The sequence below is a fragment of the Streptomyces sp. NPDC042002 genome (assembly GCF_055588305.1).
Genome location: NZ_JBVJCT010000048.1, coordinates 13,967 through 37,589, shown reverse-complemented (window position 1 = coordinate 37,589; position 23,623 = coordinate 13,967). Strand labels below are relative to the sequence as shown.

General features: G+C 69.5%; 33 protein-coding genes and 2 pseudogenes. 7 read left to right on the top strand and 28 right to left on the bottom strand.

Annotation, left to right across the window (positions count from 1 at the left end; all coding sequences use genetic code 11):
* Positions 1-22: 22 nt before the first annotated feature.
* Positions 23-862, bottom strand: coding sequence for a helix-turn-helix domain-containing protein (locus ACZ6KY_RS38055; protein WP_469314838.1), 840 nt, complete (start codon positions 860-862; stop codon positions 23-25).
* Positions 859-1,602: a DUF6879 family protein gene (locus tag ACZ6KY_RS38050; RefSeq protein ID WP_469314837.1), complete on the bottom strand. Its 744-nt coding sequence runs from the start codon at positions 1,600-1,602 to the stop codon at positions 859-861. The genes ACZ6KY_RS38055 and ACZ6KY_RS38050 overlap by 4 nt, the downstream gene beginning before the upstream one ends.
* A 156-nt stretch (positions 1,603-1,758) precedes the next feature.
* Here ACZ6KY_RS38050 and ACZ6KY_RS38045 point away from each other — a divergent pair, with 156 nt between their 5' ends.
* Positions 1,759-2,169, top strand: coding sequence for a hypothetical protein (locus ACZ6KY_RS38045; RefSeq protein WP_469314836.1), 411 nt, complete (start codon positions 1,759-1,761; stop codon positions 2,167-2,169).
* 125 nt (positions 2,170-2,294) lie between these two features.
* On the opposite strand, the gene ACZ6KY_RS38040 is transcribed toward ACZ6KY_RS38045, so the two are convergent.
* From ACZ6KY_RS38040 to ACZ6KY_RS37970, 15 genes are all read right to left on the bottom strand, one after another.
* Positions 2,295-2,564, bottom strand: a complete 270-nt coding sequence (locus tag ACZ6KY_RS38040; protein WP_469314835.1) for a hypothetical protein — start codon at positions 2,562-2,564, stop codon at positions 2,295-2,297.
* A 172-nt stretch (positions 2,565-2,736) separates the two neighbouring features.
* Complete coding sequence (locus ACZ6KY_RS38035) at positions 2,737-3,129, bottom strand: hypothetical protein (RefSeq protein WP_469314834.1); 393 nt, start codon at positions 3,127-3,129, stop codon at positions 2,737-2,739.
* A 397-nt stretch (positions 3,130-3,526) separates the two neighbouring features.
* Positions 3,527-5,671, bottom strand: coding sequence for an FtsK/SpoIIIE domain-containing protein (locus ACZ6KY_RS38030; protein ID WP_469314833.1), 2,145 nt, complete (start codon positions 5,669-5,671; stop codon positions 3,527-3,529).
* Positions 5,672-5,756: 85 nt separating this feature from the next.
* Positions 5,757-5,936, bottom strand: coding sequence for a hypothetical protein (locus ACZ6KY_RS38025; RefSeq protein WP_469314832.1), 180 nt, complete (start codon positions 5,934-5,936; stop codon positions 5,757-5,759).
* Positions 5,937-5,939: 3 nt separating this feature from the next.
* A complete protein-coding gene (locus tag ACZ6KY_RS38020) occupies positions 5,940-6,149 on the bottom strand; it encodes a hypothetical protein (protein ID WP_469314831.1) in 210 nt (69 codons plus the stop codon).
* Positions 6,150-6,243: 94 nt separating this feature from the next.
* Complete coding sequence (locus tag ACZ6KY_RS38015) at positions 6,244-6,567, bottom strand: hypothetical protein (RefSeq protein ID WP_469314830.1); 324 nt, start codon at positions 6,565-6,567, stop codon at positions 6,244-6,246.
* Complete coding sequence (locus tag ACZ6KY_RS38010) at positions 6,564-6,737, bottom strand: hypothetical protein (protein WP_469314829.1); 174 nt, start codon at positions 6,735-6,737, stop codon at positions 6,564-6,566. The genes ACZ6KY_RS38015 and ACZ6KY_RS38010 overlap by 4 nt, the downstream gene beginning before the upstream one ends.
* 5 nt (positions 6,738-6,742) lie before the next feature.
* Complete coding sequence (locus tag ACZ6KY_RS38005; protein ID WP_469314828.1) at positions 6,743-8,035, bottom strand: hypothetical protein; 1,293 nt, start codon at positions 8,033-8,035, stop codon at positions 6,743-6,745.
* Positions 8,032-8,226 carry a hypothetical protein gene (locus ACZ6KY_RS38000; protein WP_469314827.1) on the bottom strand — a complete coding sequence of 65 codons (195 nt, stop codon included), beginning with the start codon at positions 8,224-8,226 and terminating at the stop codon, positions 8,032-8,034. Before ACZ6KY_RS38000 ends, ACZ6KY_RS38005 begins: the two co-directional genes overlap by 4 nt.
* Positions 8,223-8,594, bottom strand: a complete 372-nt coding sequence (locus ACZ6KY_RS37995; protein WP_469314826.1) for a DUF6907 domain-containing protein — start codon at positions 8,592-8,594, stop codon at positions 8,223-8,225. Before ACZ6KY_RS37995 ends, ACZ6KY_RS38000 begins: the two co-directional genes overlap by 4 nt.
* Positions 8,591-8,773 (bottom strand): hypothetical protein, encoded by a 183-nt coding sequence (locus ACZ6KY_RS37990; RefSeq protein ID WP_469314825.1) that lies wholly within the window; start codon positions 8,771-8,773, stop codon positions 8,591-8,593. Before ACZ6KY_RS37990 ends, ACZ6KY_RS37995 begins: the two co-directional genes overlap by 4 nt.
* Entirely contained in the window at positions 8,770-8,931 is a 162-nt protein-coding gene (locus ACZ6KY_RS37985; RefSeq protein ID WP_469314824.1) for a hypothetical protein, read from the bottom strand. Before ACZ6KY_RS37985 ends, ACZ6KY_RS37990 begins: the two co-directional genes overlap by 4 nt.
* Positions 8,928-9,155: a hypothetical protein gene (locus tag ACZ6KY_RS37980; protein WP_469314823.1), complete on the bottom strand. Its 228-nt coding sequence runs from the start codon at positions 9,153-9,155 to the stop codon at positions 8,928-8,930. Before ACZ6KY_RS37980 ends, ACZ6KY_RS37985 begins: the two co-directional genes overlap by 4 nt.
* Positions 9,152-9,592 (bottom strand): hypothetical protein, encoded by a 441-nt coding sequence (locus ACZ6KY_RS37975; protein ID WP_469314822.1) that lies wholly within the window; start codon positions 9,590-9,592, stop codon positions 9,152-9,154. The genes ACZ6KY_RS37980 and ACZ6KY_RS37975 overlap by 4 nt, the downstream gene beginning before the upstream one ends.
* Positions 9,592-10,083 (bottom strand): hypothetical protein, encoded by a 492-nt coding sequence (locus tag ACZ6KY_RS37970; RefSeq protein WP_469314821.1) that lies wholly within the window; start codon positions 10,081-10,083, stop codon positions 9,592-9,594. Before ACZ6KY_RS37970 ends, ACZ6KY_RS37975 begins: the two co-directional genes overlap by 1 nt.
* 210 nt (positions 10,084-10,293) lie before the next feature.
* On the opposite strand from ACZ6KY_RS37970, the gene ACZ6KY_RS37965 reads away from it, so the two are divergent.
* A complete protein-coding gene (locus tag ACZ6KY_RS37965) occupies positions 10,294-10,503 on the top strand; it encodes a hypothetical protein (protein WP_469314820.1) in 210 nt (69 codons plus the stop codon).
* A gap of 455 nt (positions 10,504-10,958) precedes the next feature.
* On the opposite strand, the gene ACZ6KY_RS37960 is transcribed toward ACZ6KY_RS37965, so the two are convergent.
* A complete protein-coding gene (locus tag ACZ6KY_RS37960) occupies positions 10,959-11,225 on the bottom strand; it encodes a GlsB/YeaQ/YmgE family stress response membrane protein (protein WP_355840698.1) in 267 nt (88 codons plus the stop codon).
* 189 nt (positions 11,226-11,414) lie between these two features.
* Between ACZ6KY_RS37960 and ACZ6KY_RS37955 the strand changes: the two genes are divergently transcribed.
* Positions 11,415-12,659: an APC family permease gene (locus ACZ6KY_RS37955; RefSeq protein WP_469314819.1), complete on the top strand. Its 1,245-nt coding sequence runs from the start codon at positions 11,415-11,417 to the stop codon at positions 12,657-12,659.
* Between the two features lie 4 nt (positions 12,660-12,663).
* On the opposite strand, the gene ACZ6KY_RS37950 is transcribed toward ACZ6KY_RS37955, so the two are convergent.
* Positions 12,664-13,230, bottom strand: coding sequence for an SMI1/KNR4 family protein (locus tag ACZ6KY_RS37950; RefSeq protein WP_469314818.1), 567 nt, complete (start codon positions 13,228-13,230; stop codon positions 12,664-12,666).
* A gap of 213 nt (positions 13,231-13,443) precedes the next feature.
* The gene (locus tag ACZ6KY_RS37945; protein WP_469314817.1) at positions 13,444-13,791 is read right to left on the bottom strand and encodes a YccF domain-containing protein; all 348 of its coding nucleotides are present in this window, start codon (positions 13,789-13,791) and stop codon (positions 13,444-13,446) included.
* Positions 13,792-13,848: 57 nt separating this feature from the next.
* Here ACZ6KY_RS37945 and ACZ6KY_RS37940 point away from each other — a divergent pair, with 57 nt between their 5' ends.
* Positions 13,849-14,250 (top strand): YccF domain-containing protein, encoded by a 402-nt coding sequence (locus tag ACZ6KY_RS37940; protein ID WP_405916365.1) that lies wholly within the window; start codon positions 13,849-13,851, stop codon positions 14,248-14,250.
* On the opposite strand, the gene ACZ6KY_RS37935 is transcribed toward ACZ6KY_RS37940, so the two are convergent.
* Positions 14,247-14,528, bottom strand: a complete 282-nt coding sequence (locus ACZ6KY_RS37935) for an amphi-Trp domain-containing protein (RefSeq protein ID WP_469314816.1) — start codon at positions 14,526-14,528, stop codon at positions 14,247-14,249. The two genes, ACZ6KY_RS37940 and ACZ6KY_RS37935, sit on opposite strands and share 4 nt — an antisense overlap.
* Between ACZ6KY_RS37935 and ACZ6KY_RS37930 the strand changes: the two are divergent.
* Positions 14,413-15,151 (top strand): annotated as a pseudogene (locus ACZ6KY_RS37930) (SCO6745 family protein). The gene ACZ6KY_RS37935 and the pseudogene ACZ6KY_RS37930 overlap by 116 nt on opposite strands.
* A gap of 50 nt (positions 15,152-15,201) precedes the next feature.
* Here ACZ6KY_RS37930 and ACZ6KY_RS37925 read toward each other — a convergent pair.
* Entirely contained in the window at positions 15,202-15,900 is a 699-nt protein-coding gene (locus ACZ6KY_RS37925) for a hypothetical protein (RefSeq protein WP_469314815.1), read from the bottom strand.
* Positions 15,901-15,914: 14 nt separating this feature from the next.
* Between ACZ6KY_RS37925 and ACZ6KY_RS37920 the strand changes: the two genes are divergently transcribed.
* Entirely contained in the window at positions 15,915-16,631 is a 717-nt protein-coding gene (locus ACZ6KY_RS37920) for a potassium channel family protein (protein WP_469314814.1), read from the top strand.
* Positions 16,632-16,667: 36 nt separating this feature from the next.
* On the opposite strand, the gene ACZ6KY_RS37915 is transcribed toward ACZ6KY_RS37920, so the two are convergent.
* Together ACZ6KY_RS37915 and ACZ6KY_RS37910 are read right to left on the bottom strand one after the other, a co-directional pair.
* Positions 16,668-18,098 (bottom strand): DUF2252 domain-containing protein, encoded by a 1,431-nt coding sequence (locus tag ACZ6KY_RS37915; RefSeq protein WP_469314813.1) that lies wholly within the window; start codon positions 18,096-18,098, stop codon positions 16,668-16,670.
* A gap of 103 nt (positions 18,099-18,201) precedes the next feature.
* On the bottom strand, positions 18,202-18,528 hold the full coding sequence (locus ACZ6KY_RS37910; RefSeq protein ID WP_469314812.1) for a carboxymuconolactone decarboxylase family protein: 327 nt from the start codon (positions 18,526-18,528) through the stop codon (positions 18,202-18,204).
* A 113-nt stretch (positions 18,529-18,641) separates the two neighbouring features.
* On the opposite strand from ACZ6KY_RS37910, the gene ACZ6KY_RS37905 reads away from it, so the two are divergent.
* Positions 18,642-19,310 carry a transposase gene (locus tag ACZ6KY_RS37905; protein WP_469314811.1) on the top strand — a complete coding sequence of 223 codons (669 nt, stop codon included), beginning with the start codon at positions 18,642-18,644 and terminating at the stop codon, positions 19,308-19,310.
* On the opposite strand, the pseudogene ACZ6KY_RS37900 reads toward ACZ6KY_RS37905, so the two are convergent.
* The 4 genes and pseudogenes from ACZ6KY_RS37900 to ACZ6KY_RS37885 all read right to left on the bottom strand — a co-directional run.
* Positions 19,276-19,374 (bottom strand): annotated as a pseudogene (locus ACZ6KY_RS37900) (YccF domain-containing protein); the annotation flags it as partial. The gene ACZ6KY_RS37905 and the pseudogene ACZ6KY_RS37900 overlap by 35 nt on opposite strands.
* A gap of 26 nt (positions 19,375-19,400) precedes the next feature.
* A complete protein-coding gene (gene htpX, locus ACZ6KY_RS37895) occupies positions 19,401-20,264 on the bottom strand; it encodes a zinc metalloprotease HtpX (protein WP_401339000.1) in 864 nt (287 codons plus the stop codon).
* Positions 20,265-20,552: 288 nt separating this feature from the next.
* The gene (locus tag ACZ6KY_RS37890; RefSeq protein ID WP_469314810.1) at positions 20,553-22,052 is read right to left on the bottom strand and encodes an NADH-quinone oxidoreductase subunit N; all 1,500 of its coding nucleotides are present in this window, start codon (positions 22,050-22,052) and stop codon (positions 20,553-20,555) included.
* The gene (locus ACZ6KY_RS37885; RefSeq protein WP_469314809.1) at positions 22,049-23,623 is read right to left on the bottom strand and encodes a complex I subunit 4 family protein; all 1,575 of its coding nucleotides are present in this window, start codon (positions 23,621-23,623) and stop codon (positions 22,049-22,051) included. Before ACZ6KY_RS37885 ends, ACZ6KY_RS37890 begins: the two co-directional genes overlap by 4 nt.

Below are 23,623 nucleotides of genomic sequence, written 5' to 3'. Positions count from 1 at the left end.
CGCTCAGCGATTCGCCGTGATGCTATGGGCGGTCGGTGAACTGGCTCCGGGCCCGTGCGATCAGGCGCCGCGCGTGGGTCCCGTACACCGCGGCCTGGTCGAGGGTGTCCCACACCCGGCGGTACAGGGCGATGCTGTCCGCGTCGTTGAGCCACAGCTCGGCGTGCCACTCCTCGACGATCGCCGTGCGGTCGTCGTACAGCCAGAAACCATTGGCTGGCGGCACGCCCACCTGTGCGCCGAAGGGGACGATTCCGAGGCGGACGGTGTCGAGGCCGATCACGCTGCCGAGGCGGTCCAGCTGCGCCGCGAGGACGTCGGGCGGGGCGACACCAGCATGTAGGGCTGCCTCCCAGAGCAGAACGTGGAAGGTGCGGCCCGGCTGGTAGAGGAGATCCTGCCGATGTACCCGGGCCCGTACCGCGTCCTCAACGTCGCGGGGCGACTGGTGCAGCTCCGCGTACCGGGTGAACACGGCGCGCGCATAGTCGGGGGTCTGGAGCATGCCGACGACCAAGGCGCCCTGCCACGCCCGGAGTTCCGTGGACCGCTCGTACTCGATGGTGAGGACGTCCTGCACGGGCCGGTGTCCGGCCCGCAGTTGACGTCTCCAGGACCGCGTCTGTGTCTCCAAGCCCTGGAGTCTCGCGCCGAGTTCTGAGGCTGTCTCCGGGGCGCCTACGGCCGCAGCCCACGCGGTGACGTCGTCGGCGGTGGCGGTCTGCCGTCCGGTCTCCAGCTTCGAGACCTTGGCCTGCGGCCAGTCCAGCAAGCCCGCAAGATCCCGCTGGGTCCGGTCGCCCCGGAGTTCGCGGAGCCGGCGGCCGAGCGCCTCGCGGGCCTGCTGGAAGTCCGTGCTCACATCGGCAAGTTACCCGGAGCCTGGTCGTACGGCACGGCGTGATGCCATGCGGCTTCCCGGGCTTGGGCGTAGCGGAGCACCTGGACAGGGTCGGTGATCAGCTCGACGGCGGTCATGTTGTCGGCGTCGTCGTGGTGGAGCAGGGCGACCACCCGCGCGTCGAAGACCCAGAAGTCCTCACGCGGGAGGCCCAGTTCGTCGGCCCGGGTGCGGGCCAGGACGCGAATGGTCTCGCCCACCGCAGTGTTCCGGCGCGCGTTGTCGAGGAGGTACCGCTGCCCCACGGTGGGCGGCTCGTCGAGGATCCGCACCCGCTCGAACCGCTTCCCGAGGGCGGACTGTTCGCGGCGGCCGGCGCACCACGGGTCGTCGAGGTCCCAGTCGACGCAGCCCTCGGCGAGGAACTGCGCGTAGGTGTCGGTGGCCTCGTCGGAGGCGTAGCGGCGGCGGGTCTCCAGGCGCCAGGCGGAGTGCTTCAGCTTGGCGAACATGCCGCTGAAGTCCTCGAAGCTGATGAGCTGGGGCACGTGCACGGGCTCCTTCGGGCCGAAGTTGGCGAGCAGCTCGCGGGGCACGGTGACCGCGGCCTCGCCGTCCGCGAGGTCGAGCTGCGCGAGGTCTGCGGGATCGGTGATCGGGTTGCCCTGTACGACGTACGTGTCGGTGCCGGGCTCGGTGTACAGGGTGGGGCATCCGTCGTTGCCGGAGTTCGTGCCGACCTTCCACAGCCTGCGGGTCATCGCCGGTCCCTTCGTTGGTCGGGTGATCTGCCGCGCACCGTAGTGCTCCCTAACCCGGCCGCAACAGGGCGCCAGAGCGCAGCACGGCCGGGCGCGGCGTGGGGCCGGGTTGCGACCACATAGCCGATGGACGGCAGTGGGACGTATCGTGCGGCCGTGCTGCTGTATCACTTCACCAACGCCGAACACTGGGGCGAGATTCTTGAGTCCGGCGAGATCCGGGCCCGCTGGCCCCGCGACCCTGACGATCTGCCGAAGCTCCAACGCACCGTGCACCTGAGCGGCAGCCCCGATCCGGCATCGCTCCCAGGGACCCTGAACGCGCGCCCGATACGGATCGCTGTCGAGGTGCCCGACGCCGAGGCTTACCAATGGGAGCCATGGGCCCGGGTCCATCTGCCAGCGGGCGCCTACTCGACGCTTACGTCGACTCGGTTCGGCGGGGAACCTTCCGCCTGGTACGTCGTCGAGCGGGCAGTGCCCATGTCCGAATGGGTCGAGGCAGTCGACCTTGAGGCCCGAACGCCACTGTGGCCCCCCGCCGCGGTCAAAGTAGTAACCGCATAAGGGATGCAGTTACGCGGGCTCTGACCTTGCGGGTACCCGGGTGGTGGCACACGCGGGAAGCCTGGGCGTGGCGGTGCGCCAGCCAGACCCGATCGGCTGAACACCCTTACGCCGGCTTGCCTCGGTCAGGCGTCGCCGCGCTCAACGTCGATCTTGGCGTTCCATGCGCGTACGACGCGGTTGCAGCCCTTGGCGAAGACCGAAGCATCCCAGGCAAGGAACGCCACGGTCGGAAGGGCAGAGACGATGTCGGACCAGCCGAAGTACGGCACCACTGTGCTTTGAAGGATCGCCCCAAAGAAGATGCCTGCGCCGATCCCAAACGCGGCGGCGCGCTCGTCGACCTCTGGGATCTTCGTTCTGGGGTTGATCTCCGGTTCTGCCTTGAATGCCACTGGTCCCCCCTAGGACTGGCGAATAATGAGTGGCGGAAGTGTGCCACACGCTGGGGCGTCTAACGCGCTCAGTGTCGTGGGTCTGGTGCCAGGCGTTGTGAGCTCGCTGGTCGAGGCGCAGCCGGAGCCAGCTGCACAGTCGATCGCAGGATGTCTGTCCTGCCAGGTGTGGTTAGTAGTTCTGCTTTTGGCACCACTGCTGGGCGGTGTCCCAGGCTGCAAAGCCAATAACGCCGTTGTCCGTCAGGTATTCGACGGGTAGCGCCTTCCCTTTGCCGTGGGCCTTGAGACGGTCAACGGCACCTTGCATGTCCCGCTGATATGTCTTGGCATCATTGTCGGTGAGGGTGCCCGCGGCGGCTTCGTTCTGGAACTCGGTCAGGTCGAGGCAATACGTGCCGATGTCGTCCTTCTCGTCGGCGGCCGAGTACGGGGCGGGTCTGCTGCCGCTGGGCGCGCTGCTGCCGGAGGCGCTGCCGAGGATCGCCTGGCCAGCGAACAGGATTCCGACGGTTATGGCGGCGGCGGCTGCGGCGGAGACAACCGTGTTGGTGCGCCCGTTCAAGGAGATCTCCGGTGTCAGGGTGCCCCGCCAGCAGTGCCAGCGGGGGCGTGGTGGTGCAGGAATGTTAAGGCTTGGCGGCTGCGGCGTGATCGCGAGCACCGCGGCTATCCACCCAAAGTTGTAGTGCAGGAGCGGTTTTACAGACTGCGGGCGTCCGCCAGGTGTCCGCCTCGGCGAGGAACAGGAAGGCGGTCCGCTCCTCGTGGATGGGCCGGTCGTTCTCGGCGGCGAGTTCGGCCCCGACGGGTACGGCGAGGGCGTTCTTACACCGGTTTTCCTGCTGCAGACTGACGTGCGAAACCCGAAACCTTGCAGCTCAGCTCCGATATCAGGGGTGAAACCGGTTTCGGGGTGGGGCGAAACCTCAACCCCACCCCGAAACCGGCTCAGAGGCGCCCTACGCGTCGTCCTCGACGGCCGGTAGATCGGCGTACCGCAGGCCCTTGGCGCCGCCGCAGCACTCCCGGATCGTGAGCTGCCGGGTGGACACCTTGAACGGCTTCAACGCGGCGGACAAGGCCGTAGAGGCTCCGGCCGCATCCATCTCGGTCCACGGCCGGTACAGGTCCGCCCGGTACGCGGCGAGGGCCTCGACGAGCCGGTGCGAGTGGACCGTCTCGACCCCGTCCGGCCAGATCGCCCGCAGGTGATCGACGATCGTCTCGACGTCCTGCTCCTCGACCTGCGCGCCGACGGCCTGACCGGTGAGGGTGCCGGCGGCGGTACGGAGCGCGAGGGCGCGCTTGCCGATGTCCTCGGCCTCGGTCTGCTTGATGAACGCGGCCCGCACCGTGATGCCTTCACGGCCGCGGGCGAGGATGCCGGTGCCCTGCTCGTCGATGCTGATGTCGGTGGCCCGCAGACCGCGGTCGTAGGCGCCGGTGCCCAGCACGTTGTTGTTGGCGCGCCAGTCCATGACGGCGAGGCACAGCCGGGTGCCGACGCTGCTGGACACGGAGGACGGCAGGGACGGCGCGTCGGGGTTCTGGGTGAGCAGGATGAGGATGATCCCGTATGCGCGGCCCTTCTTGATCAGGCGGGTCGACAGGGCTGCGGCTTCCTCCTTGTAGTCGGCGTGGGTGAACAGCTCCTGCACCTCGTCGATGACGATGACGCGCGGGCCGAGCTGCTGCTCGGGGTACTTCTCGGCGAGCGCGCGGGTGACGCGTCGGCCGTCGGGGACCTCGGACGCGGGCAGGCCCTTGATGAACTTGGCGCGCCGCTGGTACTCGGCGATGCCGGAGCGCATCCCGGCGAGGGCGGCCTCCAGGTCCTCGTCCTCGTCTCCACTGACGTACCGGTGGCAGACGGGCTTGACCGAGTCGAGGTCGCCGGAGCCCTTGAGTTCGTAGATCCACAGTTCGGCGGTGACGTCGAGGGCGACGCCGAGGACGATGGCGAGCGCGCACGAGGTCTTGCCGGAGCCGGGGATGCCGCCGACCAGCAGGTTGGAGTACATGAGGGTGATCTCGATGAGGTTGCCGCGCGGGTCGAAGCCGTAGGGCAGCGGCTCGTACACGTCGGCCTGGCCCTCGCGCATGAGCGGCCACAGCTTCCGGCCGGCCTTGGCCGGGTCGCGCTGGGCGACCCAGAGCACGAGGCGCCCGGGGTGGGCCGTGCGGTCGACGGACGGCCACACGGTGCTGATGGGGCGTCGCATGGCCGCGGCGAGCGCTTCCCGCTTCTCCAGGACCTCGGCGGCCTTGATGCCCGGGGGCAGGTCGACCTCGGCACGCCATCCGGGTCCGTCGCGCATCACCTCGGAGGCGAACTCGGTTCCCCGCTTGCCCTTCTTGCCCTCGATGCCGATGGCGGCGAGCGCGTCGAGGACCTCGGTGGAGTCGAGTCGGCGCAGGATGTTGGTGGCGACGTACCGGGTGACGAGCGGTTTCCCGTCGCTCTTCTTGCCGTTGAGGCCGATCAGGGTGGTGGCGGCGAGCGTCGCTGTGAGCGTCCAGCCGGGGGCCAGGAAGCAGCCGACCAGGGTGGTGATGCCGGTGGTCGTGGCAACGGCCACGGAAGCGACTCGGCGCGGCCGGACGCGGCGCGAGTGCTCACGGGACAGGGACAGCCACGCCTCGATGTCCGCGGACGCGGCGGCCTTGGCCTCGACGGGTCGGGCCTCGGTGTCGGCGACCCAGCGGCCCCAGCGGATGACCATGCGGGCGAGGCCGCGGGGCGCGCGGGTGAGCAGGCGCAGGGAGTAGACGGGCAGGCGGATGGTGTGGAAGGCGGTGACGTGGCCGTAGTACGAAGCCGTCCAGCGGGCGGCCGTGGCGAACTCGGCGGCGTTGCGCAGGAAGGTGGGGACGACGGGCGGCGCCTCGGCGAGGTACGCCTGCCGCTCCGCGATCCACGTATCAGGCGACGTCTGTTCGGCCGGCGGATCGACGGGGCGCGGGGCAGCGTCCTGGACGACGTCGATGACCGTCTCGGTGAGGGTGTCCCTGGCGTCCTCGGCGAAGCGGTGGACGTCCTGTTCGTCCTGGTCCGGGGCGGGCTGGGGGATGTCCTTGTGGAGCTGGATCACGTTCTCGGTCATGCTGCTCTGGTCCTGCCTCTCGGTGAGGTGTGGGACGCCCGGGGACGGCGGACTACTTGGCGGTTGGACGCCGTCCCCGGGGTGGCTACTTCTTCTTGCCGCGGCCGTTCTCGCGCTGCTCCGCCTTCTCACGGATCCGCTCCACACGGTTCTCCAATGCCTTCACGGGCTTGCCGCGGGCCCGGCGGTGCTCGATGCGGATGCCGAGGCCGACGACCCGGAGGATCTCGCCGGCGGAGTGCGGGTCCCTGTCGGTGAACGCCATGGGTCAGCCCTCCGAGTCGGTGTCGTCGGCGGTCGTGGCTTCGGCGATGAGCAGGTGGGTGCGGGCGATCGAGTCCCACAGGGTGCCGGCGGCCGCGTAGGCGACGGTCTTGTGCGGGCCGTCGCCGCGGGCCGCGTTCTCGGCCCACCCTGCGAGGCGCTCCGCGTGGGTGACTGCGGCGTCTGCCAACTTCACGTGCTGCTCTCGGTTCACGGGTTCCTCCTGGTCATGGGCTGGGTTGTCCAGCCCCACCGCGCCCTCGCAGTCGTGGGCGTAGGCCCACAACTGACGGAGGACGGAGGGGCCGTCAGCCCTTGCGGGAGCTGCGCCATACGTCGCGCAGGATGAGCAGGCAGATCACGAGGGCGACCATGCCGATCGCCAGCACCATCAGCGCGATGGAGAAGCCGATCAGCAGGGCGACGAGGACCGTGCCGACGACGACCAGGGCGAGGACGGCCAGGCAGCCGAGGCCGATGTACGCGCCCCACGGGTGGGCCTTGATCGGCTGCAGCGGTGCGGTCGGGTGGCTCGCGACTCCGTCCGGCGGAGTCGCGAACGGTGCCGGTCCGTACATCGGATTGCCCGCGAGGTCGTACCCGATCTGCCGCTGAGAGACGGGCTCGTTCACGACGTCCACCTCCGCAGCCGGGGCAGGCCGGAGCGGGCCGCGAGGCCGAGGCCGAACGCCACCACGACGGGCTTGGACAGGACCGCGGCAACGACCGCGACGACGAGGGCGAGGAGCGGCGGGAAGGCGATCAGGAGCCCGACCAGGGCACCGAGGAGAAGCCAGCGCATGACCACTACCGCCCTTCCGTGGTGACCACTTGGCGCCGTAGGTCGGCGGCCTCGCGGCGGCTGAGTCCGAACTCGTCCTGCAACTGGGAGATGGTCACGCGGCGGCCGGTGGCAGATGACCGGTCGCGGTCGAGGCGCTGCGCCCTTTTCAGCAGCTCGCTCGGGGTGATCGTGACCACCTGGGTGACCACCTGGCGGGTGGTCTGCACGGGTACGGCAGCGGTCATCTTCGAGGCGTCGCCAGGCTCCAGGCCGGTGCCGCCGCTGACGTCCTTCCAGTGCCACGGCAACGACTCGGGGATGACCACCTCCGGGTTGGTGACCAGGCGTCCGCGGATGTTGTCCCACCGGTACAGCGTCGGTCCCGAGTTGATAACGGGCCGGGCCGTGAGCGGCAGCAGGCGCACCCCCGCGGGAACAACGGGCGGCCGCGCGGGAGGCAGGGCAAGACGCTCCTCGGCAACCGTGTCGATATCGACACGGTTGGCCCACGGCGAGGCGAGGTCGATCGTCGCGAGGGATGCGGCGTGACGGCGGGCGGCGAGTAGGTCGAGGAGCTTCGCCCGCTGCTCTACGCTCGCGCTGGCCTGCGCCTTGCCCACCGCGACGGACAGGCGCCGGGACAGCCGGGCACGGCCGCGACCCTTGGGCGGGGTGTCGGCGAGCTTGGCGGCCAGGCCGACCGCCTTCACGGTCCAACGGTCGCGGGAGATCTGCTCGGCGGTGCGGTCGCGGACGGCGAGGCCGAGGCGGGACAGCAGCCGCTCACGGGCCTCTCGGGCGAGCAGGGCGGGCAGGCTGCCGGAGTCGGTGCCGGGCTTGGCGTGCCGCAGCTCGATCCCCATCGCGAGGTGCCACAGCAGTGCGGCCATGATCGGGCCGACGACCGCGCGGACGGTGCCGCCCACGATGCCGGACTCCGAGTAGGCCGGGATCACCTGCACGGTCGTGATGAACCAGACCAGCATGCCCGGCGTGCCAGGGGCGCCGGCGGTGCGCAGGTTCTGCCGGGCCATCAGGGCGCAGGAGAACAAGGCCAGCTCGGCGGCGAGGAACATCACGGAGCGTTCCTCGACGGCGGTCATGCCGAGGCGGTCGCGGGCGAATCCCCACGAGGTGTCGCCGCTGTACGCGGTGCAGACGAGGGCGCCGATCGCGGCGACGAGGACGGCGGCCGGGGGCCGGGTGGTGGTCTTGCGGACGGCGCGGGCGGCGAGTGTGACGGCGACGAGGAGCGTCACCGTGGCGCCGACGACGGCCGTCGGGTGGGCGTGTGCCCAGCCGGGTACGGGGTTCATTCGCCCACCTCCGGGGCGGCGGCGCGCACGATGCGGTGCGCGGCCAGGGTGGTGCCCTCGCGGTCGCTGCGCGCGTTGGCGTCGAGCAGCGCAGCCATGAGGGCGGGGACAGACGGGAGGGGCCGGGCCGACCGGGCGGCCGCACGGATGGCGGCCACCTCGGTCGGACGGCGGACAGGGCCGCGCCTCATGCGGTGCCCTCGCGGGTGAGCGCGTCGAGCCGGTCGGCGAGGTCGCGGAGCCGGTCGGCGTGCCCGTCGAGCGCGGCGGCCAGGCCGTACAGCTGGACCGCGTCGAGGGCGCCGGTGTAGCCGCACGCCTCGACGTAGCCGCACACGGCCCGGTCCTCGGGGCGGGTGGCGTACGGGGACTCGGAGACCATGACCCGGAAGACTTCGGTGCCTTCGAAGGCGAGGACGGTCTCGGTGCCGTAGTGGGTGAGGTCGCAGCGGTAGGCGTCGGGCCGGTGGTCGTCGTGACCTCGGCACCACGTGGGCTCTGGCAGGGTGACGTCGCCGTGGTCGGCGGTGGTCAGGGTGATGGTGCGCGGGGTGCTCACTGGTCGGTCACCGCCTCGTCGGCCATCTCGACGAGCTGCTGGAGGGCGACCTCCAGGCGGCCGAGGGTGCGGGCCATCGCCCGGTCGTCGCCCATGTCGAGGTCGTTCAGCGCGGTCAGTTCCTTGCGGGCCTGCTCGATCCGGTACCGGTCGTGGCCGGTCATCTCGAAGCGGCTCACAGGGCCCCCTCCTTGCGGATGCTGCTCCCGGTGACGCCGGCGGCGGTGACGCGGATCGTGGTCGTGCGGGTGGTGGTGCGGCGGATGATCCCGGCGGCGACGAGACGCTGGCCGGGGACGGCCCGCGCGGGGCGGGCCGTCTCGGTCGAGTTCGTCACCGGGCACCCCCGACAGGGCGGCCGGAGTGGACGTGGGCGGTGAGGAGGTCGGCGACCTCGCCGTCGAGGGCGTTCGGGTCCGTGGCCTCGGTGACCAGCTCGACGAGGAAGCTGTGGAAGGCGTCCATCGCGGGGCCGCCGAGCCCGGCCGCGGTGTTCGCGGCGTGGTTGGCGTCGAGCTGCCCGAGGATCCGGGCAGCGTCGGCGGTGACGGCGGTCATCATCGGCCACCACCGTCGACCTCGGCGCGGAGCCGCGAGGGCGCGTCCTGGGCGGCCTTCCTGACGGCCCGCGGGTCGGCACCGGCCCGCAGGTTCTTGACGAGGTAGTCGAACAGGTAGCTGTAATCGGGGTCGACCTCGGCGCGGGCGTGCTCGATGGCAGCGAACGCGAGGAGCGGGGAGACGGTGGCAGCACGCAGGGCTTCGGCGAACTCAGCGCCACCCTTGGCCGCCACCACCCGGGCAACCTCCGGCATGATCTCGGCGACCGTCTCGACCATGCGGTCGAGGGTGGCCACGAGGTTCGGCGTGCGAAGCGCCTCGTCGTACGCGGCGGTCGCGACGTACAGGCCGGCGGCGAGGATGGTGAGGTGCTGCTCCTCGTCCTCGCGAGGGCCGTCGGCGGAGACGGTGACGGGCTTCTTGGCGACGGTCGTCATCAGGCAGCCACCCCCGCCAGGGTCTCGTCGTCGGCCGGGGTGACGATCCGCTCGACGCGGAGGGACGGGGCGTTGTCGCGCATCGGGACGTCGCCGAGGCCGTGCTGCTCGAAGATGGCGCGGACCTTGTCGAGGTCGACGGTCTGCCGGTTGGAGGTGACGCGACGGACGAGCCAGGCGCCGTAGGTCCCGGCGGGCAGGCGGTCCAGGAGCTTGCGGTGCTTGCGCTTCGCGCGGTCGGCGGAGCGGGCGGAGTCGGCGGCGAGGTCGTAGCCGAGTGCGGCGCGCTCGATGTCCTCGACGGCGGGCAGCTCGTCGGTGGTGAAGAGGTCGGTCGGGTCGGGGGCCTCGACGGGCGCGGGCGCCTCGGTCTCGGCGGCCGGCTGCTCGACGAGCGAGGCGGGGGCGATGACGGAGCGGATGGCGTCGGCGGCTACTCCGGCGAGGGCGCCGATCAGGCCGCGCACCGTACGAACAGTGCTGGGGGACATAAGGTTGAACACAGCGGTTCTCCTGTTTGCGCAGGTGGTCCGTAGGCCCTCGTTCGGTGTGCAACCACCGACGAGGGCCGCTTGCGTGTCCGGCCCCGGAGACTTGCGTCAACTCAGTTCCGAACAATGTTGACACTACTCCCACGCCATGGGACTGTCAACTATGTTCCGCACAGGGTTCGCAAGAGAGGTCGTGACAACATGACAGCCATGGCACGAGACGAGATCCCCGAACTCCGGGCACTCCGCGACGAGTACGACCGAGCCCGCGACGCCCTCATGGCAGCCATCGGAAAGCACCTCGACCAGGGGGAGCCGAACGCCCGCATCGCCCGCTCGGTGGATTGGTCACGCGAGTACATCGCCCGCATCCGAAAAGAGCGCGAGGCCGAAGGCGAAGGCGAGCCGACGGAGCACTGACCGCAGGAACGCCAACGGCCGGACCAATTGGTCCGGCCGCAGCCATGAGGGCACAGCCAGGGCACAAGACCCTGAATAACGCTGCGCAACGTTGGCAAATACTGACAGTAGTTTCCGCAGGTCAAGTGCCCTTTTGTCGCTCCGATGCAGGTCAGAGGATCAAGCGAGCGGTACGTGAACTACCGGTAGAACGCCGGGCACGCCCTGTTGCGCCGGGCACGACGAGCGCCGACCAGCACCGGGCAACAGCGGTCGCGCTTCACCAACCCCGCCTCAGGGGCGGATCGTTGCGGCCGTTCCCTTGCGGGGCGGGTGCTTGCCCTGGCCGCTTCGTGCGCGTACCCGAGACGTGGCCGAAGCAGTGGCCTGAGCAGTGACCGAAGGTACGAGGAAGGGTGGGCACTCAGGCGTGCCCACCCTTCTCGGTCGTGAACCGCCGTCTCGGGGCTGGGCGCTCAGCGGCGCGAGTCGCCGAACAGGATGCGGTAGAGGATCAGCAGCACGAGCGAGCCGCCGATGGCCGCGGCCCAGGTGGCGCCGTCGTAGAAGTGCTTGGTGATGGGGTGGTCCAGCCAGCGGGCCGATATCCAGCCGCCGATGAACGCGCCCACGACACCGATGACGGTCGTTCCGATGAACCCTCCCGGGTCGCGCCCCGGGAGCAGGAACTTGGCGATGGCGCCTGCCAGCAGCCCCAGAATGATCCAGCTGATGATGCCCATGTCCTGAGCCTGCCCCTCCGTGTTGTCTCCACGCTGTCCCGGGCCTGTGAGTTCGGTCCCGGCGGCCCGTGTCCGCGCTGTCCGTGTCCAGTGCGGTCACGTGTGTATCGATGCCGTGTTGATGCCCTGCTGATGAACAGGACGTCGCTACGGCTCCCGCCGGTTGCGGTGATCAGTAGGGTGCGGCCCATGACTCAGTCCAGTCCCGAGTTGCGCCGCACTCTGGGTGTCGGGGACGCCGTGCTCATCGGGCTCGGCTCGATGATCGGTGCCGGGATCTTCGCCGCGCTCGGTCCCGCGGCGCGTGCGGCCGGATCCGGACTCCTGCTCGGACTCGCGGTCGCCGCCGTCGTCGCCTACTGCAACGCGATGTCCTCGGCACGGCTCGCCGCCCTATACCCCGCATCCGGCGGTACCTACGTCTACGGACGTGAGCGGCTCGGTGCCTTCTGGGGATATCTGGCGGGCTGGTCGTTCGTCGTCGGCAAGACAGCCTCCTGCGCGGCGATGGCGCTCACCGTGGGCGCGTACGTCTGGCCGGCGCACGCCCACGCGGTGGCGGTCACGGCCGTGGTCGCGCTGACCGCCGTGAACTACGGCGGCATGCGGAAGTCGGCCTGGCTGACGCGGGCGATCGTGGCAGTGGTCCTGGCAGTCCTCGCTTCCGTGGTCGTCGGGTGTCTCGGCTCGGACGTCTCCGATGCCGGGCGGCTTGGCATCGGACTGTCGTCCGGCGTGGGCGGAGTGCTTCAGGCGGCGGGTCTGTTGTTCTTCGCGTTCGCCGGGTACGCGAGGATCGCGACGCTCGGTGAGGAGGTACGGGATCCGGCACGCACCGTCCCACGCGCGATCCCGTTGGCTCTGGGCATCGCGCTCGTGGTGTACACGGCTGTCGCCGTCGCCGTCCTTTCGGTGCTCGGATCGGCCGGGCTGGGGCTCGCCCCGGCGCCGCTGGCGGACGCCGTACGGGCGGCCGGGCTGCCAACGCTCGTGCCGGTGGTACGGGTGGGGGCCGCCGTGGCCGCGCTCGGTTCTCTGCTCGCCCTGATCCTGGGTGTCTCGCGGACCACCCTGGCCATGGCCCGCGACCGTCATCTGCCGGGCGCCCTGGCCGCCGTGCATCCGCGCTTCCGAGTCCCCCACCGGGCGGAACTGGCCGTGGGCGCGGTGGTGGCCGTGCTGGCCGCGACCGTGGACGTGCGCGGCGCGATCGGCTTCTCCTCCTTCGGTGTGCTGGCCTACTACGCGGTCGCCAACGCGTCCGCCTGGACATTGAGTTCGGCTCCGGCATCACGGGTCGTCCCGGCGCTGGGACTGCTCGGATGCGTGACGCTGGCGTTCGCCCTGCCGGGGGTTTCGGTGGTCGTGGGCGCGGCCGTCCTCGCGGTGGGGGCGACCGCATACGGCGTACGGCTGTGGGCGGCTCCGCGCTAGCGGGTCAGGAGGCCTGCGTCACCGTCGTACGTATGTGGAGGTCGGGCCAAAGGGGGAGGTCGGCTCCGTCGTTGGACTCCTCGTACCAGCCCGTTCCCTCGAGCCAGGCGAGCAGCCAGGTCGCGAGGCTCGGTGCGTCCACGTACCAGGCGTGGTCGGCCTCGTCGGCGTTCGGCTCGTAGAGCAGCACTGTGCCGTCGGGACTTCGGCAGTCCACGCACGCGTACATTCCGCAGCCCCAGTGGGATATCGGCAGAACACCCTCGGGCCACGGCCACTCGGGGTCCTTGCGGCCGCTCTCACGGCTGGCCAGATACTGCGGAACGACCGCGGGCTCTCCCGAGGGCTGGCCGTCGAGCAGGGGCAACAGACCGTACTCCGGACCGAATCCGCCGTCCCCTATCCGCAGGTAGAGCGCGGCGAGCAGAGCGGGCAGCGGGAAGCCCAGGACGGCCTCGGCGCGGGCGACCTCAGCCGGGCCCACGGGCGCGGGGAGCGAAGGCCAGCCCCACGGGCGGGTGTTACGGGCCTCCGTAGCTACCCGTTCCAGCAACTGCTCGATTTCGGTCATGGGTTCATCATGCAGCGCGCCACTGACAATCGGGGAGCCTGTGGACAACCCTCACGCGAGACGGACGTCCACGCCGTTTTCGGCACCGGGAGCGAGCAGGCCGGGGAGGCTGGGAAGTCCGGAGGGGGAGGCCCTCGAAGGTCGGCTCGGCTGCGGTCAGCGAGTACGCGTAGGCCCGCCAGGGACACGGCCGCGCCCTGCGGGCCCGTGCGGCTAGCGCGACGCGAACGGCTCGTCCGTGCGCACGATTTCGCGCCCCAGCGGGAACAGCGAGACCGGGATGAACTTGAAGCTGGCGATACCGAACGGGATGCCGATGATCGTCAGGCACATGGCGATGCCCGTGCCGATGTGGGCCAGGGCGAGCCACCAGCCCGCGAGGACCAGCCACAGGACGTTGCCGACGCAGGACGGCGCACCCGCGTCGTGGCGCTCCACCGTCGTGTGGCCGAACGGCCACAGCGCGTAGACGCCGATACGGAACGCGGCGATGCCGAACGGGATTGTCCCGCAACCTTCCCGATCACGCCACAAGAGCGCCGCGGTTCCGCCTGAAGGCATGACCAGCCGATACTGGTGGGAGAGGCATGCCGCCGGACCCACCTGGAGGTACCGATCATGAAGCTCTTCCACCTGCTGCTGAACATCATCTGGCTCGTCTTCTGCGGCATCTGGATGGCGATCGGCTACCTCATCGCAGCCCTCATCTGCTTCATCTTGATCATCACCATCCCGTTCGGCATCGCGTCGCTGCGTATCGCCGGCTTCGTCCTCTGGCCGTTCGGCCGCACCACAGTGGACAAGCCGGACGCCGGCGCAGGCTCGTTCATCGGGAACGTGATCTGGGTGATCTTCGCGGGCTGGTGGCTGGCCCTGGCGCACCTCGTCACGAGCATCCCGCTGTTCCTGTCGATCATCGGGATCCCGTTCGGGTGGGCCAACCTGAAGCTCATCCCCATCTCACTGATGCCGTTGGGCCGCGAGGTGGTTTCGACGGACCAGGGGTTCGGCGGGCGCTAGATGGCCGAAGCCTGCCCCTCCTGGGCTGTCGACCACTTGAGCTCGATCTCCAGTTCCATCTTCCCGTCCCCCACCTCGACTTCGATTTCGCTCTGCAATTCGTGGGGGATCCGCAGGCTCAACTTGCCGGGGCCTAGCTGGAGTTCAGCACGACCACCAGTCCTGAGCGCGGCTGCGAGTGCCGCGAGCTGGTCAGCAGCCTCAAGGCGTGACAAGGGATGGCAGACCACCACTCGGGACACTGTCCTCCAAGCTCGGGAACGAGGCGCGGTGGCCATGTTGCGCCGCATCCTCGGAGATCAGTCCGACGGTGTCGGACGTGCCACCGAGTTGCTGCGCCGCGCGGCCGCCGCAGTCCCGTGGGCGGGGCGCCCGATCTTCGGGGGTCTGCGTTCTCTCAGCTTCCCCGAGAACGAGCTGGGGCACTGTGGCGTGCCGCAGACCTCGTGCGCGAGCACCGCGGCGACAGCCACGTGATCTGCTGGGCGGTCGGCGGCGCCGACGCTGTGGAGATCCTGCTGCTCACCGAGCAGTGGTGGGGATTGCCAGCACGCTCCTACGCGCCGAGCCGTGGCTGGCCGACGCCGGCATGGACGCTGGTTTCGACCGCCTCATCCGTCGCGGCATGACGACCCGAGATGAGCAGCTCACCGATGCCGGGCGGGCGTTCCGGGAAGAAGTCGAGGTGCGCACCGACGAACTCGAACGCCCACTCCTGGACGCCTTGGGCGACGACGCGGACGAGCTCATCGCCCACCTCGACGCCTGGTCCGAAGCGATCATCGCCTTCGGCTCGTATCCGCAAGGAATCTCCGACGTCTACAACACCGGCGCGGGCCCGCACTTCGGCTCCGGGCTCACCCTCGACACCGCGGCTGAACTGTACGGTCGCGACGCCTGACGCCTCTCGACTGGCGCCACTTGCCAGACGCGCACGTCTGGTTCTGCTTGTCACGGTGGCTGTGGGGCCGTTGTTTCGGTCAGGGCGGATGGTGCCAGTACCCACAGCAGGGCCCGACCGGTCAGGGGTGTTGTGGCGATCAGGGTCAGGCAGATCTCGACGAGCGATCCGTCGCCGGTGAGGACGTCGAGGTCGGCGGTCAGGCGGCCCAGCAGGTAGATGACGGCGTCGACGACGATCCAGGAGGCCAGGTTGGCTCCGATCCACCAGGCCCAGCGGCTGGTGACCTTGCGGAGCACCATGGATTGCGACAGGCCGAGCAGGGGGCCGAGCGCCAGGCTCTGGCTGGCGGCCAGCAGGTAGGTCGTCGACACGTCACCGTCGGTGTCCTGGGCGCTGATCACGGCGGGCATGATCACGAGGAGCCAGGCCAGCAGCGCCGGGCCGATGTTGGCGGTGATCCACACCTTTCGTGGCAGAGGTACCCGTTGCCGGACGACCAGCCATTGCAGGGCTCCCAGAACGCCCCCGAACAGGATGGCCCCGAGGGTGGCGACCAGGAGTGCCACCAGGACGTGGCCGCTGGCGAGATCGAGGTGGAGGGCGTCGCTGCCGAGCAGCGCCAGGACGAAACCGGCGGTCAGGACGGTGACGAAGGCGATCGTGTTGTAGCCGATCCACTGCCAGTACAGGCGGGTGTTCCACCCGCTCGCGGAGGTCGTCGCCTGGCCGGTACCGGAAGCGGGCATCGTTCATTCCTCCGGTGTCTGTGATCCCTCCGCAGCGGATGCCTTTCAGTCTGTTCCGGGGCGTGCAAGGTGTCCACACGAGCCATTTCGGCGAGTTTGTGGTGCGTCGCCCCTACTGCACCGCGGTTGCTCGGGGAGAGTGGCTGTTCGCGAGCGGGCGAGGCGACGGGTTCGTCACGGCATCGGGTGCGTCCGAGAGGGGGATGGTGGACGGAAAGTCGCGCGGTGGACGTCGGACGGTCGTGCTCACGACGGTGCGTTGCGTGCTGGTCGCGGCTGCCCTGGTCGCCGCCTATTACCTGTTGCCACTGGACTCGGCCTTCACGGCAACGTCGATCATCGTGCTGGTGGCAGGGTTGGTGGCGGTGGCGCTGCTTCTCGGGTGGCAAGTGCGCGGCATCGTGAGTTCCGAGCGCCCACGGCTGCGCGCGATGGCGGCTCTGGCGACGGCACTTCCGTTGTTCCTGCTGCTCTTTGCCACGACCGACTACCTGCTGGATCGCAGCGCGCCGGGCAGTTTCAGCGAAGGGCTGTCGAGGACCGACGCGCTGTACTTCACGATGACCGTGTTCAGCACGGTCGGATTCGGCGACATCAGCCCGCGCAGCCAGGCGGCCCGGATCCTTGTCACGGGGCAGATCACGGCCAACCTTCTGCTGCTCGGCGTGGCCGCCCGAGTCGTGGTGAACGCGGTTGAAGAGGGCCGACGGGCACAGGACGGGATGCGATAACGCGTCGGACTGTCACGCCGGGCTCCCGAGGGCCGGTCACCCGGCCGGGACGTCCTCCGCGGGCAGCCGTCCAGCCTTCACCGCGTCGACGAGTGCCTGATGATCGCGCTCGTTCTGGTCGGCGTACGCCTCCGCGAAGGTCACGAGGGCCCGGTCGAAGGAGTCCTTCCCGCCCAGGTAGGAGGCGATCGCGATCCGGTCGCCGGACCGTGCGTGCGCGCGGGCGAGGGTGAGGCCGCAGACGCCGCCGAAGGTCTCCAGTTGCGTGGGCGACATCGTCTCCGGCATCGCGATGCCCTTCCAGTCACGCAGTTGCCGTACGTAGAAGTCGCGGCGCTTGCCGTCGATGCCGCCCACCCGTTCCCAGCCGAGGAACATGTCGCTCGCCGCCTGCATCAACCGCTGGCCGGCGACCACGCGTTCGCCCTGGTTGCGGTACTGGCTGGCCCCGACGTGGTCGGCGAGGACGGAGGTGTCGGCCTCCTTGGCCTGTAGGAACAGCGGGTCGCGGCCGTCCCGCCCGAGGAGCAGGAAGATCCAGCACCGGGTACCGACGCTCCCGACTCCGACCACCTTGCGCGCGACGTCCGCGAGTTGGTAGTCGTCCAGGAGGAAGCGCCGGTCGGACGGCAGCGTGACCCCGTACCGCTCGATGAGTCCCCGGAACTGGCGCTCCAACGCGGTGCGTTCGGTGTCGGGAAGCAGATCGGCAACGGGGACCAGCAGTGGGGGATCCGGCGCGATCATCGGTCGGCCGTCGACCTGGCGCGTGAGTTTTTCGAAGACCTGCACGGTGTCGCGCGAGCGGGCCTTCGCCAGGGCGCGGTCCAGCTTCTTCTGCCCACTCTTGCGTAGCTGGTCCGTCGTGAGGTCCTTGAGGAGCTCGGCGTCGATTCTCGCGTACCAGACATCGAGGTTGCTCATCCCGGCGAAGCGGATCATCGCTTCGCGGTACGAGCGCACGGTGCCGCTCACGATCCGGGCACGCTCGGCGTCGTCGAAGCCGTTCGCCCGGCCGGCGATGACGAAGCTCGCCGACAGCCGCTTGACGTCCCACTCCCACGGACCCGGCAGCGTCTCGTCGAAGTCGTTGATGTCGAACATCAACTTCCGCTCCGGCGAGGCCAACAGCCGGAAATTGAGCAGATGGGCGTCTCCGCACAACTGCGCGTCGATGTCCGAGACGGGACTGCCGGCCAGGTCGGACGCCATGATCGCCGCGGCGCCCCGGTAGAACCGGAACGGGGACTCGGTCATCCGGCTGTACCGGATCGGTACCAACTCCTGCACCCGGGCGGCGGACTGCTCCTCCAGGATCGCCAGCGGGTCCGGTCTCTTCGGACCGGGTCTGTACACCGCGTGTTCCGACCGTGGAGAGCGGCGCCGCGCCTCCTTGCCGAGTGCCACGCGCTCCGCGGGTGTCGCGTGGGGCGACATACGCATCGCCGTGGTGGCGTTCTTTGACATTGGAGGCTCTCCTGCCTGGCCCTGCGGCCCCCGGGTCGCCTGGGGACACGGCGCTCGGAGTGCTGCCGTGTCCCCCTCGCCTTGGCCTGGTGATCGTTTGTTCTCAGCCCTGCTCTTCGAGTTCGGCGTCGGCGACAGCGATGGCGATGCCGAGTGCTGCCGTGATGTTGCCCGCTGCCGTCATGACGCGGGCTGTACCCACGATGGGAGCGATGGCGACCAGGACGTCCTGCAACTGGGCCGCTGTGACGCCTGTTTCCATGGCGGGGCCGATATGGGCCATGTAGGAGATCGGCGGAGCGTCCGAGGCGGCCAGGGCCGCGATGCGCGTGAGCAGCAGCATGTCCGGGGCCAGCCCGCATCGTTCGATCGAGTCGACCGTCATCGCGGCGAGCGTGTCCAGGACAGGGGTTTCCGACGCAGTGGCCATGTCTGGGTGCCTTCCCGTGGGCTTCCGGCGCCGGGTGAGCAACGGTGGCGGAGCATCGAGCATCCGCGAGCGCCGGGCTTCCCTCAACGTTAGATCCGTCCAGGGCACCCCGCATGGCAGCGCAGGTGGTCCCTGTTCACATCGAGGCGGCTACAGCGGTCCTCAACGAAGAACTCCAACAGCTTCAGAGCCTGCGTGACGAGGCAACCGACTGGCTGACGAAGATGCAGGAGACCGACCGGCACACGCGTGATCTCATCGCGCTGGCGGGCATAGCGAAGAAGTCGTTCCCGGGCATGGCCCCGGAGCAGCAAGCCGCGATCTTGTCCATGCTGGAACTGAAGGTCACGATCACGGGCCCGGTGCCCGACGATCGGCGCGGTGGTGTCCCCCGCACGGTGCGGGCCTGGTACGCCGCCGCCGGCCTCGGCATCCCTGCCGCCGAGCTCTCCGACGAGGAATGGGCAAGGAACGCTCCCCTGCTCCCCAAGGGGCGCCGGGGCACCGTTCGCCGGTCCGTGGACGCCATCTTCTACAAGGCGCGCACCGGCAAGTCCTGGCCGGTCGTGATCAAGGAAACGGGCGCCACCATCCAGGCTTCGAAGCACTTCAACGCCTGGGCCTCCAACGCCACCTGGAGCCGTGTGTGCGCTGCCCTGGCGGAAGTGGGGCAGGTCCCTCTCCCGGAGCTTCGGCTCCTGCCCCCGATGGTCATCGAAGGACGGGTCGACCCGAGCGTGATGCTTCACGCAGAAGAACGATCCCGAACGGGATTCCGATGATGGTGATGCAGAGGATGACGCCTGCGGCCAGGTATCCGAGGAACAGCCAGAAGCCGCTCAGGATGAGCTAAATGACGTTCAGAATTGTCTTCACGGCTGACGACCTGCCATCTGCTCGAGCCGGGAGATGCGCTCCGCCATCGGCGGATGCGTAGAGAACATCTTCGACATTCCCTGTCCCGGGCGAAAGGGGTTCGCGATCATCATGTGGCTCGCGGTCTCGATGCGCGGCTCGGGAGGCAGCGGCAGCTGCTTCGTGCCGGCGTCGAGCTTGCGCAGCGCGCTCGCGAGGGCGAGGGGGTCACCGGTGAGCTGGGCACCGGACGCGTCCGCCTCGTACTCCCTGGAGCGGCTGATGGCGAGCTGGATGAGGGAAGCGGCGAGCGGGCCCAGAATCATGACCAGGAGCATCCCGAGAATGCCGGGACCGTCGTCGTCGTTGGACCGGCCGACCGGGATCAGCCAGGCGAAGTTGACCAGGAACATGATCACGGAGGCGAGGGCGCCGGCCACGGACGAGATCAGGATGTCGCGGTTGTAGACGTGACTGAGCTCGTGGCCGATGACACCGCGCAACTCGCGCTCGTCCAGGATGCGCAGGATCCCCTCGGTGCAGCACACGGCCGCGTTGCGCGGGTTGCGGCCCGTCGCGAACGCGTTGGGTGCCTCCGTCGGTGAGATGTACAGGCGCGGCATGGGCTGGCGGGCCTGGGTCGAGAGATCGCGGACCATGCGGTACAGGGCCGGGGCCTCGAACTCACTCACCGGGCGGGCGCGCATCGCGCGTAGAGCCAGTTTGTCGCTGTTCCAGTACGCGTACGCGTTCGTCCCGATCGCGATGAACAGCGCGACGATCAGGCCTGTACGCCCGAAGAAGCTGCCGATGACGATGATGAGTGCGGACAGTCCCCCGAGGAGTACGGCTGTCCTGAGCCCATTGTGCCGGCGGTGCACGGTACGCCCTCCAAGTCGTGCGGCAGGGGAACCCATTGCCTGCTGATGCTCTGCTTCCACTCTTCAGTGGACCCTCCCGTACTGGTCAACGCCAGACGGAGAGCACTAGTTCCCTTGTGCGCACTGCCTGGCGCGTGGGCCGTCCGGGTGATTCGAACGGCGGTCTGGCACGCGCGCGTGCCACTTGAACGGGGCGGGGAAACCGGTTGGATCGGGTGGCGGGACCCCGTTGGGATCGGGACGGGAAACCGGTCACCGCTTCAGAAGAGACGCATCAGAAGAGACGCTTCAGAAGAGAACGGTCTCCGAGAAGCGCAGGATCAACTGGGGCGCCCCGGACAGGACGACACCCAGGACGGCCGTCACGGCGATGGCCGCGGTCAGCGGAACCGGTGCGCGGCGCGTGCCCGGCTCGCCCTCGGGAGCGCGGAAGAGCAGCGTCGTCCACTGGAGGTAGTAGAAGAGCGCGATCACCACGTTGACGGCCATGACGACGGCCAGCCAGCCGAGCCCCGCGTCGACGGCCGCCGAGAAGACGGTCACCTTGGCGAACAGGCCGATGATGCCCGGCGGCAGACCGGCGAGGCAGAGCAGGAAGAAGCCGAGGACCAGCGCGGAGAGGGGGCTCTCGGCGTACAGGCCCCGGTAGTCGCTGATGCGGTTCAGGGGGCTTTGGCGGGCCACCAGGGCGGCCACGGCGAAGGCGCCGAGGTTGACGGCCGCGTACATGAGGGCGTACGCGACCGTGGAGCCGATGGCTTTCTCGGCGTCCTTGGAGTAGGCGGCGGCCGCGATCGGGACCAGGAGGTAGCCGGCCTGTCCGACGGAGGACCAGGCGAGCAGCCGTACCGCGCTGTACGCGCGCGTGGACCGCTGTCGCAGGGCGCCGACGTTCCCGACCGTCATGGTGAGGGCCGCCAGCGCCGCCAGCGCAGGGCCCCAGACGTCCGCGTACGACGGGAAGGCGATGACGGTGACGAGGATCAGCCCGGAGAAGCCGACCGCCTTGCCGACGACCGACAGGTAGGCGGCGATCGGCAGGGGCGCCCCTACGTAGGTGTCGGGCACCCAGAAGTGGAAGGGCACGGCGGCCGTCTTGAAGGCGAAGCCGACGAGAGTGAGGACGACGCCCGTCTGGGCGAGGGTGTGGAACTGTCCGTCGACGTGCTGGATCCGGTCCGCGATCCGCGTGAGGTAGAGGGTGCCGGTCGTCGCGTAGACGAAGCTGACGCCCATCAGGCTCACCGCGGTCGCGGTGACGGAGGACAGGAAGAACTTCAGGGCCGCTTCCGATGACTTCTTGTCGCCGCGCTTGATGCCGACGAGCGCGAAGGCGGGCAGCGAGGCGACTTCCAGGGCGACGATGAGGGTCGCGAGGTCGCGGGAGGCGGGCAGCAGGGCGGCGCCGGCGGCCGAGGAGAGCAGCAGGAACCAGTACTCCCCTTCAGGGAGTTCCCTGTCGGCGTCCTTCAGAGCGGTGACCGACAGCAGGGCGACGAGGAGCGCGCCGCCGAGAACCAGGAGCTGGATGGCCAGGGTGAAGTGGTCCGCCACGTAGCTGCAGGTGTCCGCGTCGCCCGTCAGGCAGAACGTGGCCCGCTCGCCGTCCCGGAGGGGCAGCAGCGACAGCGCGGACGCGGCGAGGCCCGCCACGGACATCCAGCCGAGCACGGCTTTCCTCGCGTCGCCGATGAAGAGATCGGTGACGAGCACGACGAGTCCGACGACCGCCGCGAGGGTGGGCGGCGCGATGGCGAGCCAGTCGACGGACTGGACCAGGGAACTCATCGGGTGCCTCCTGCGAGGAGCTGCTGTACGGCCGGGTCGGTCAGGCCGAGCAGGGCCCGGGGCCACAGACCGGCGACGACGGTGAGGGCGACGAGCGGCGTCCAGGCCGCGAACTCGTAGTTCTGGACGTCGGCGAGTTTCGGCGACCCCTGCGGCGTCTCGCCCATGCAGACCCGGCGTACCACGATGAGCATGTACGCGGCGGTGAGCAGTGTGCCGAACGCGGCGATCGTCATGAACGTCAGATAAGCAGGACGGCTGAGGCCGGCGGCGGGCTCGAACGCGCCGAACATCGCCAGCATCTCGCCCCAGAACCCGGCGAGGCCCGGCAGTCCGAGCGAGGCGACCGCGGCGAAGGCCAGCAGGCCGCCGAGGCGCGGGGCCTTGCCGTACAGCGCGGCGCCCGTCTCCTCGGCGAGGGTGTCGAGGCCGGTGGTGCCCGTGCGGTCCTTCAGCGCTCCGACGAGGAAGAAGAGGAGGCCGGTGATGAGGCCGTGGGCGATGTTGGCGAACAGCGCGCCGTTCACGCCGGTCGGGGTCATCGTCGAGATCCCGAGCAGGACGAAGCCCATGTGGCCGACGGAGGAGTAGGCGATGAGCCGCTTGAGGTCGCCCTTCGCTCCCTGTCTGACGAGGGCAAGGCAGGCCAGGGAGCCGTAGATGATCCCGACCACGGCGAAGGCGGCGAGGTAGGGGGCGAACGTCCGGAAGCCGTCCGGCGCGATGGGCAGCAGGATCCGGACGAACCCGTACGTGCCCATCTTCAGCATGACGCCGGCCAGCAGGACCGAGCCGACGGTCGGGGCGGCGGTGTGGGCGTCGGGCAGCCAGCTGTGCAGCGGCCACATCGGCGTCTTGACCGCGAGCCCGATCCCGATCGCCAGAACGGCGGTGACCTGCACGGATGTACTCAGCGACCGGCCGTTGTCAGTGGCGAGTGCCACCATGTCGAATGTGCCCGCTTTGATTCCGATCAGGAGCAGGCCGAGCAGCATGACGACCGAACCGAGCAGGGTGTAGAGGATGAACTTCCAGGCCGCGGCCTGGCGCTGGGCACCGCCCCAGCGGGCGATGAGGAAGTACATCGGGATGAGGACCGTCTCGAACGCGAGGAAGAACAGCAGCAGATCGAGGACGGCGAAGGTCGCGAGCGTGCCGGACTCGAGGACGAGCAGCAGTACGACGAATGCCTTCGGGGTCGGGCCCGCGGGCATCTTGAAGTAGGAGTACAGCGCGCAGAGGAAGGTCAGCAGCGCGGTCAGGACCAGAAGGGGGAGGGAAATGCCGTCGACGCCGAGGTGGATCCGCACGTGGAGTGCGGGGATCCAGCTGATGTCCGTCGTGGCCTGCATCTTCGACGGATGGTCGCGGTCGAAGCCGAGCGCGAGGACGATCGCGGCGATGAGGACCACGCCCGTGACGGTGACGCCGTGCCGCAGCACCGCCTGCTCGGGCGACTTCCCCTTCAGCCCCGGCGGGGTCGGCAGAAGGGTGGCGGCGGCCCCGATGAGCGGGCCGACGACGATCAACGCGAGAAGAATCTGCATCACGGATTCACTGATATCGATCAC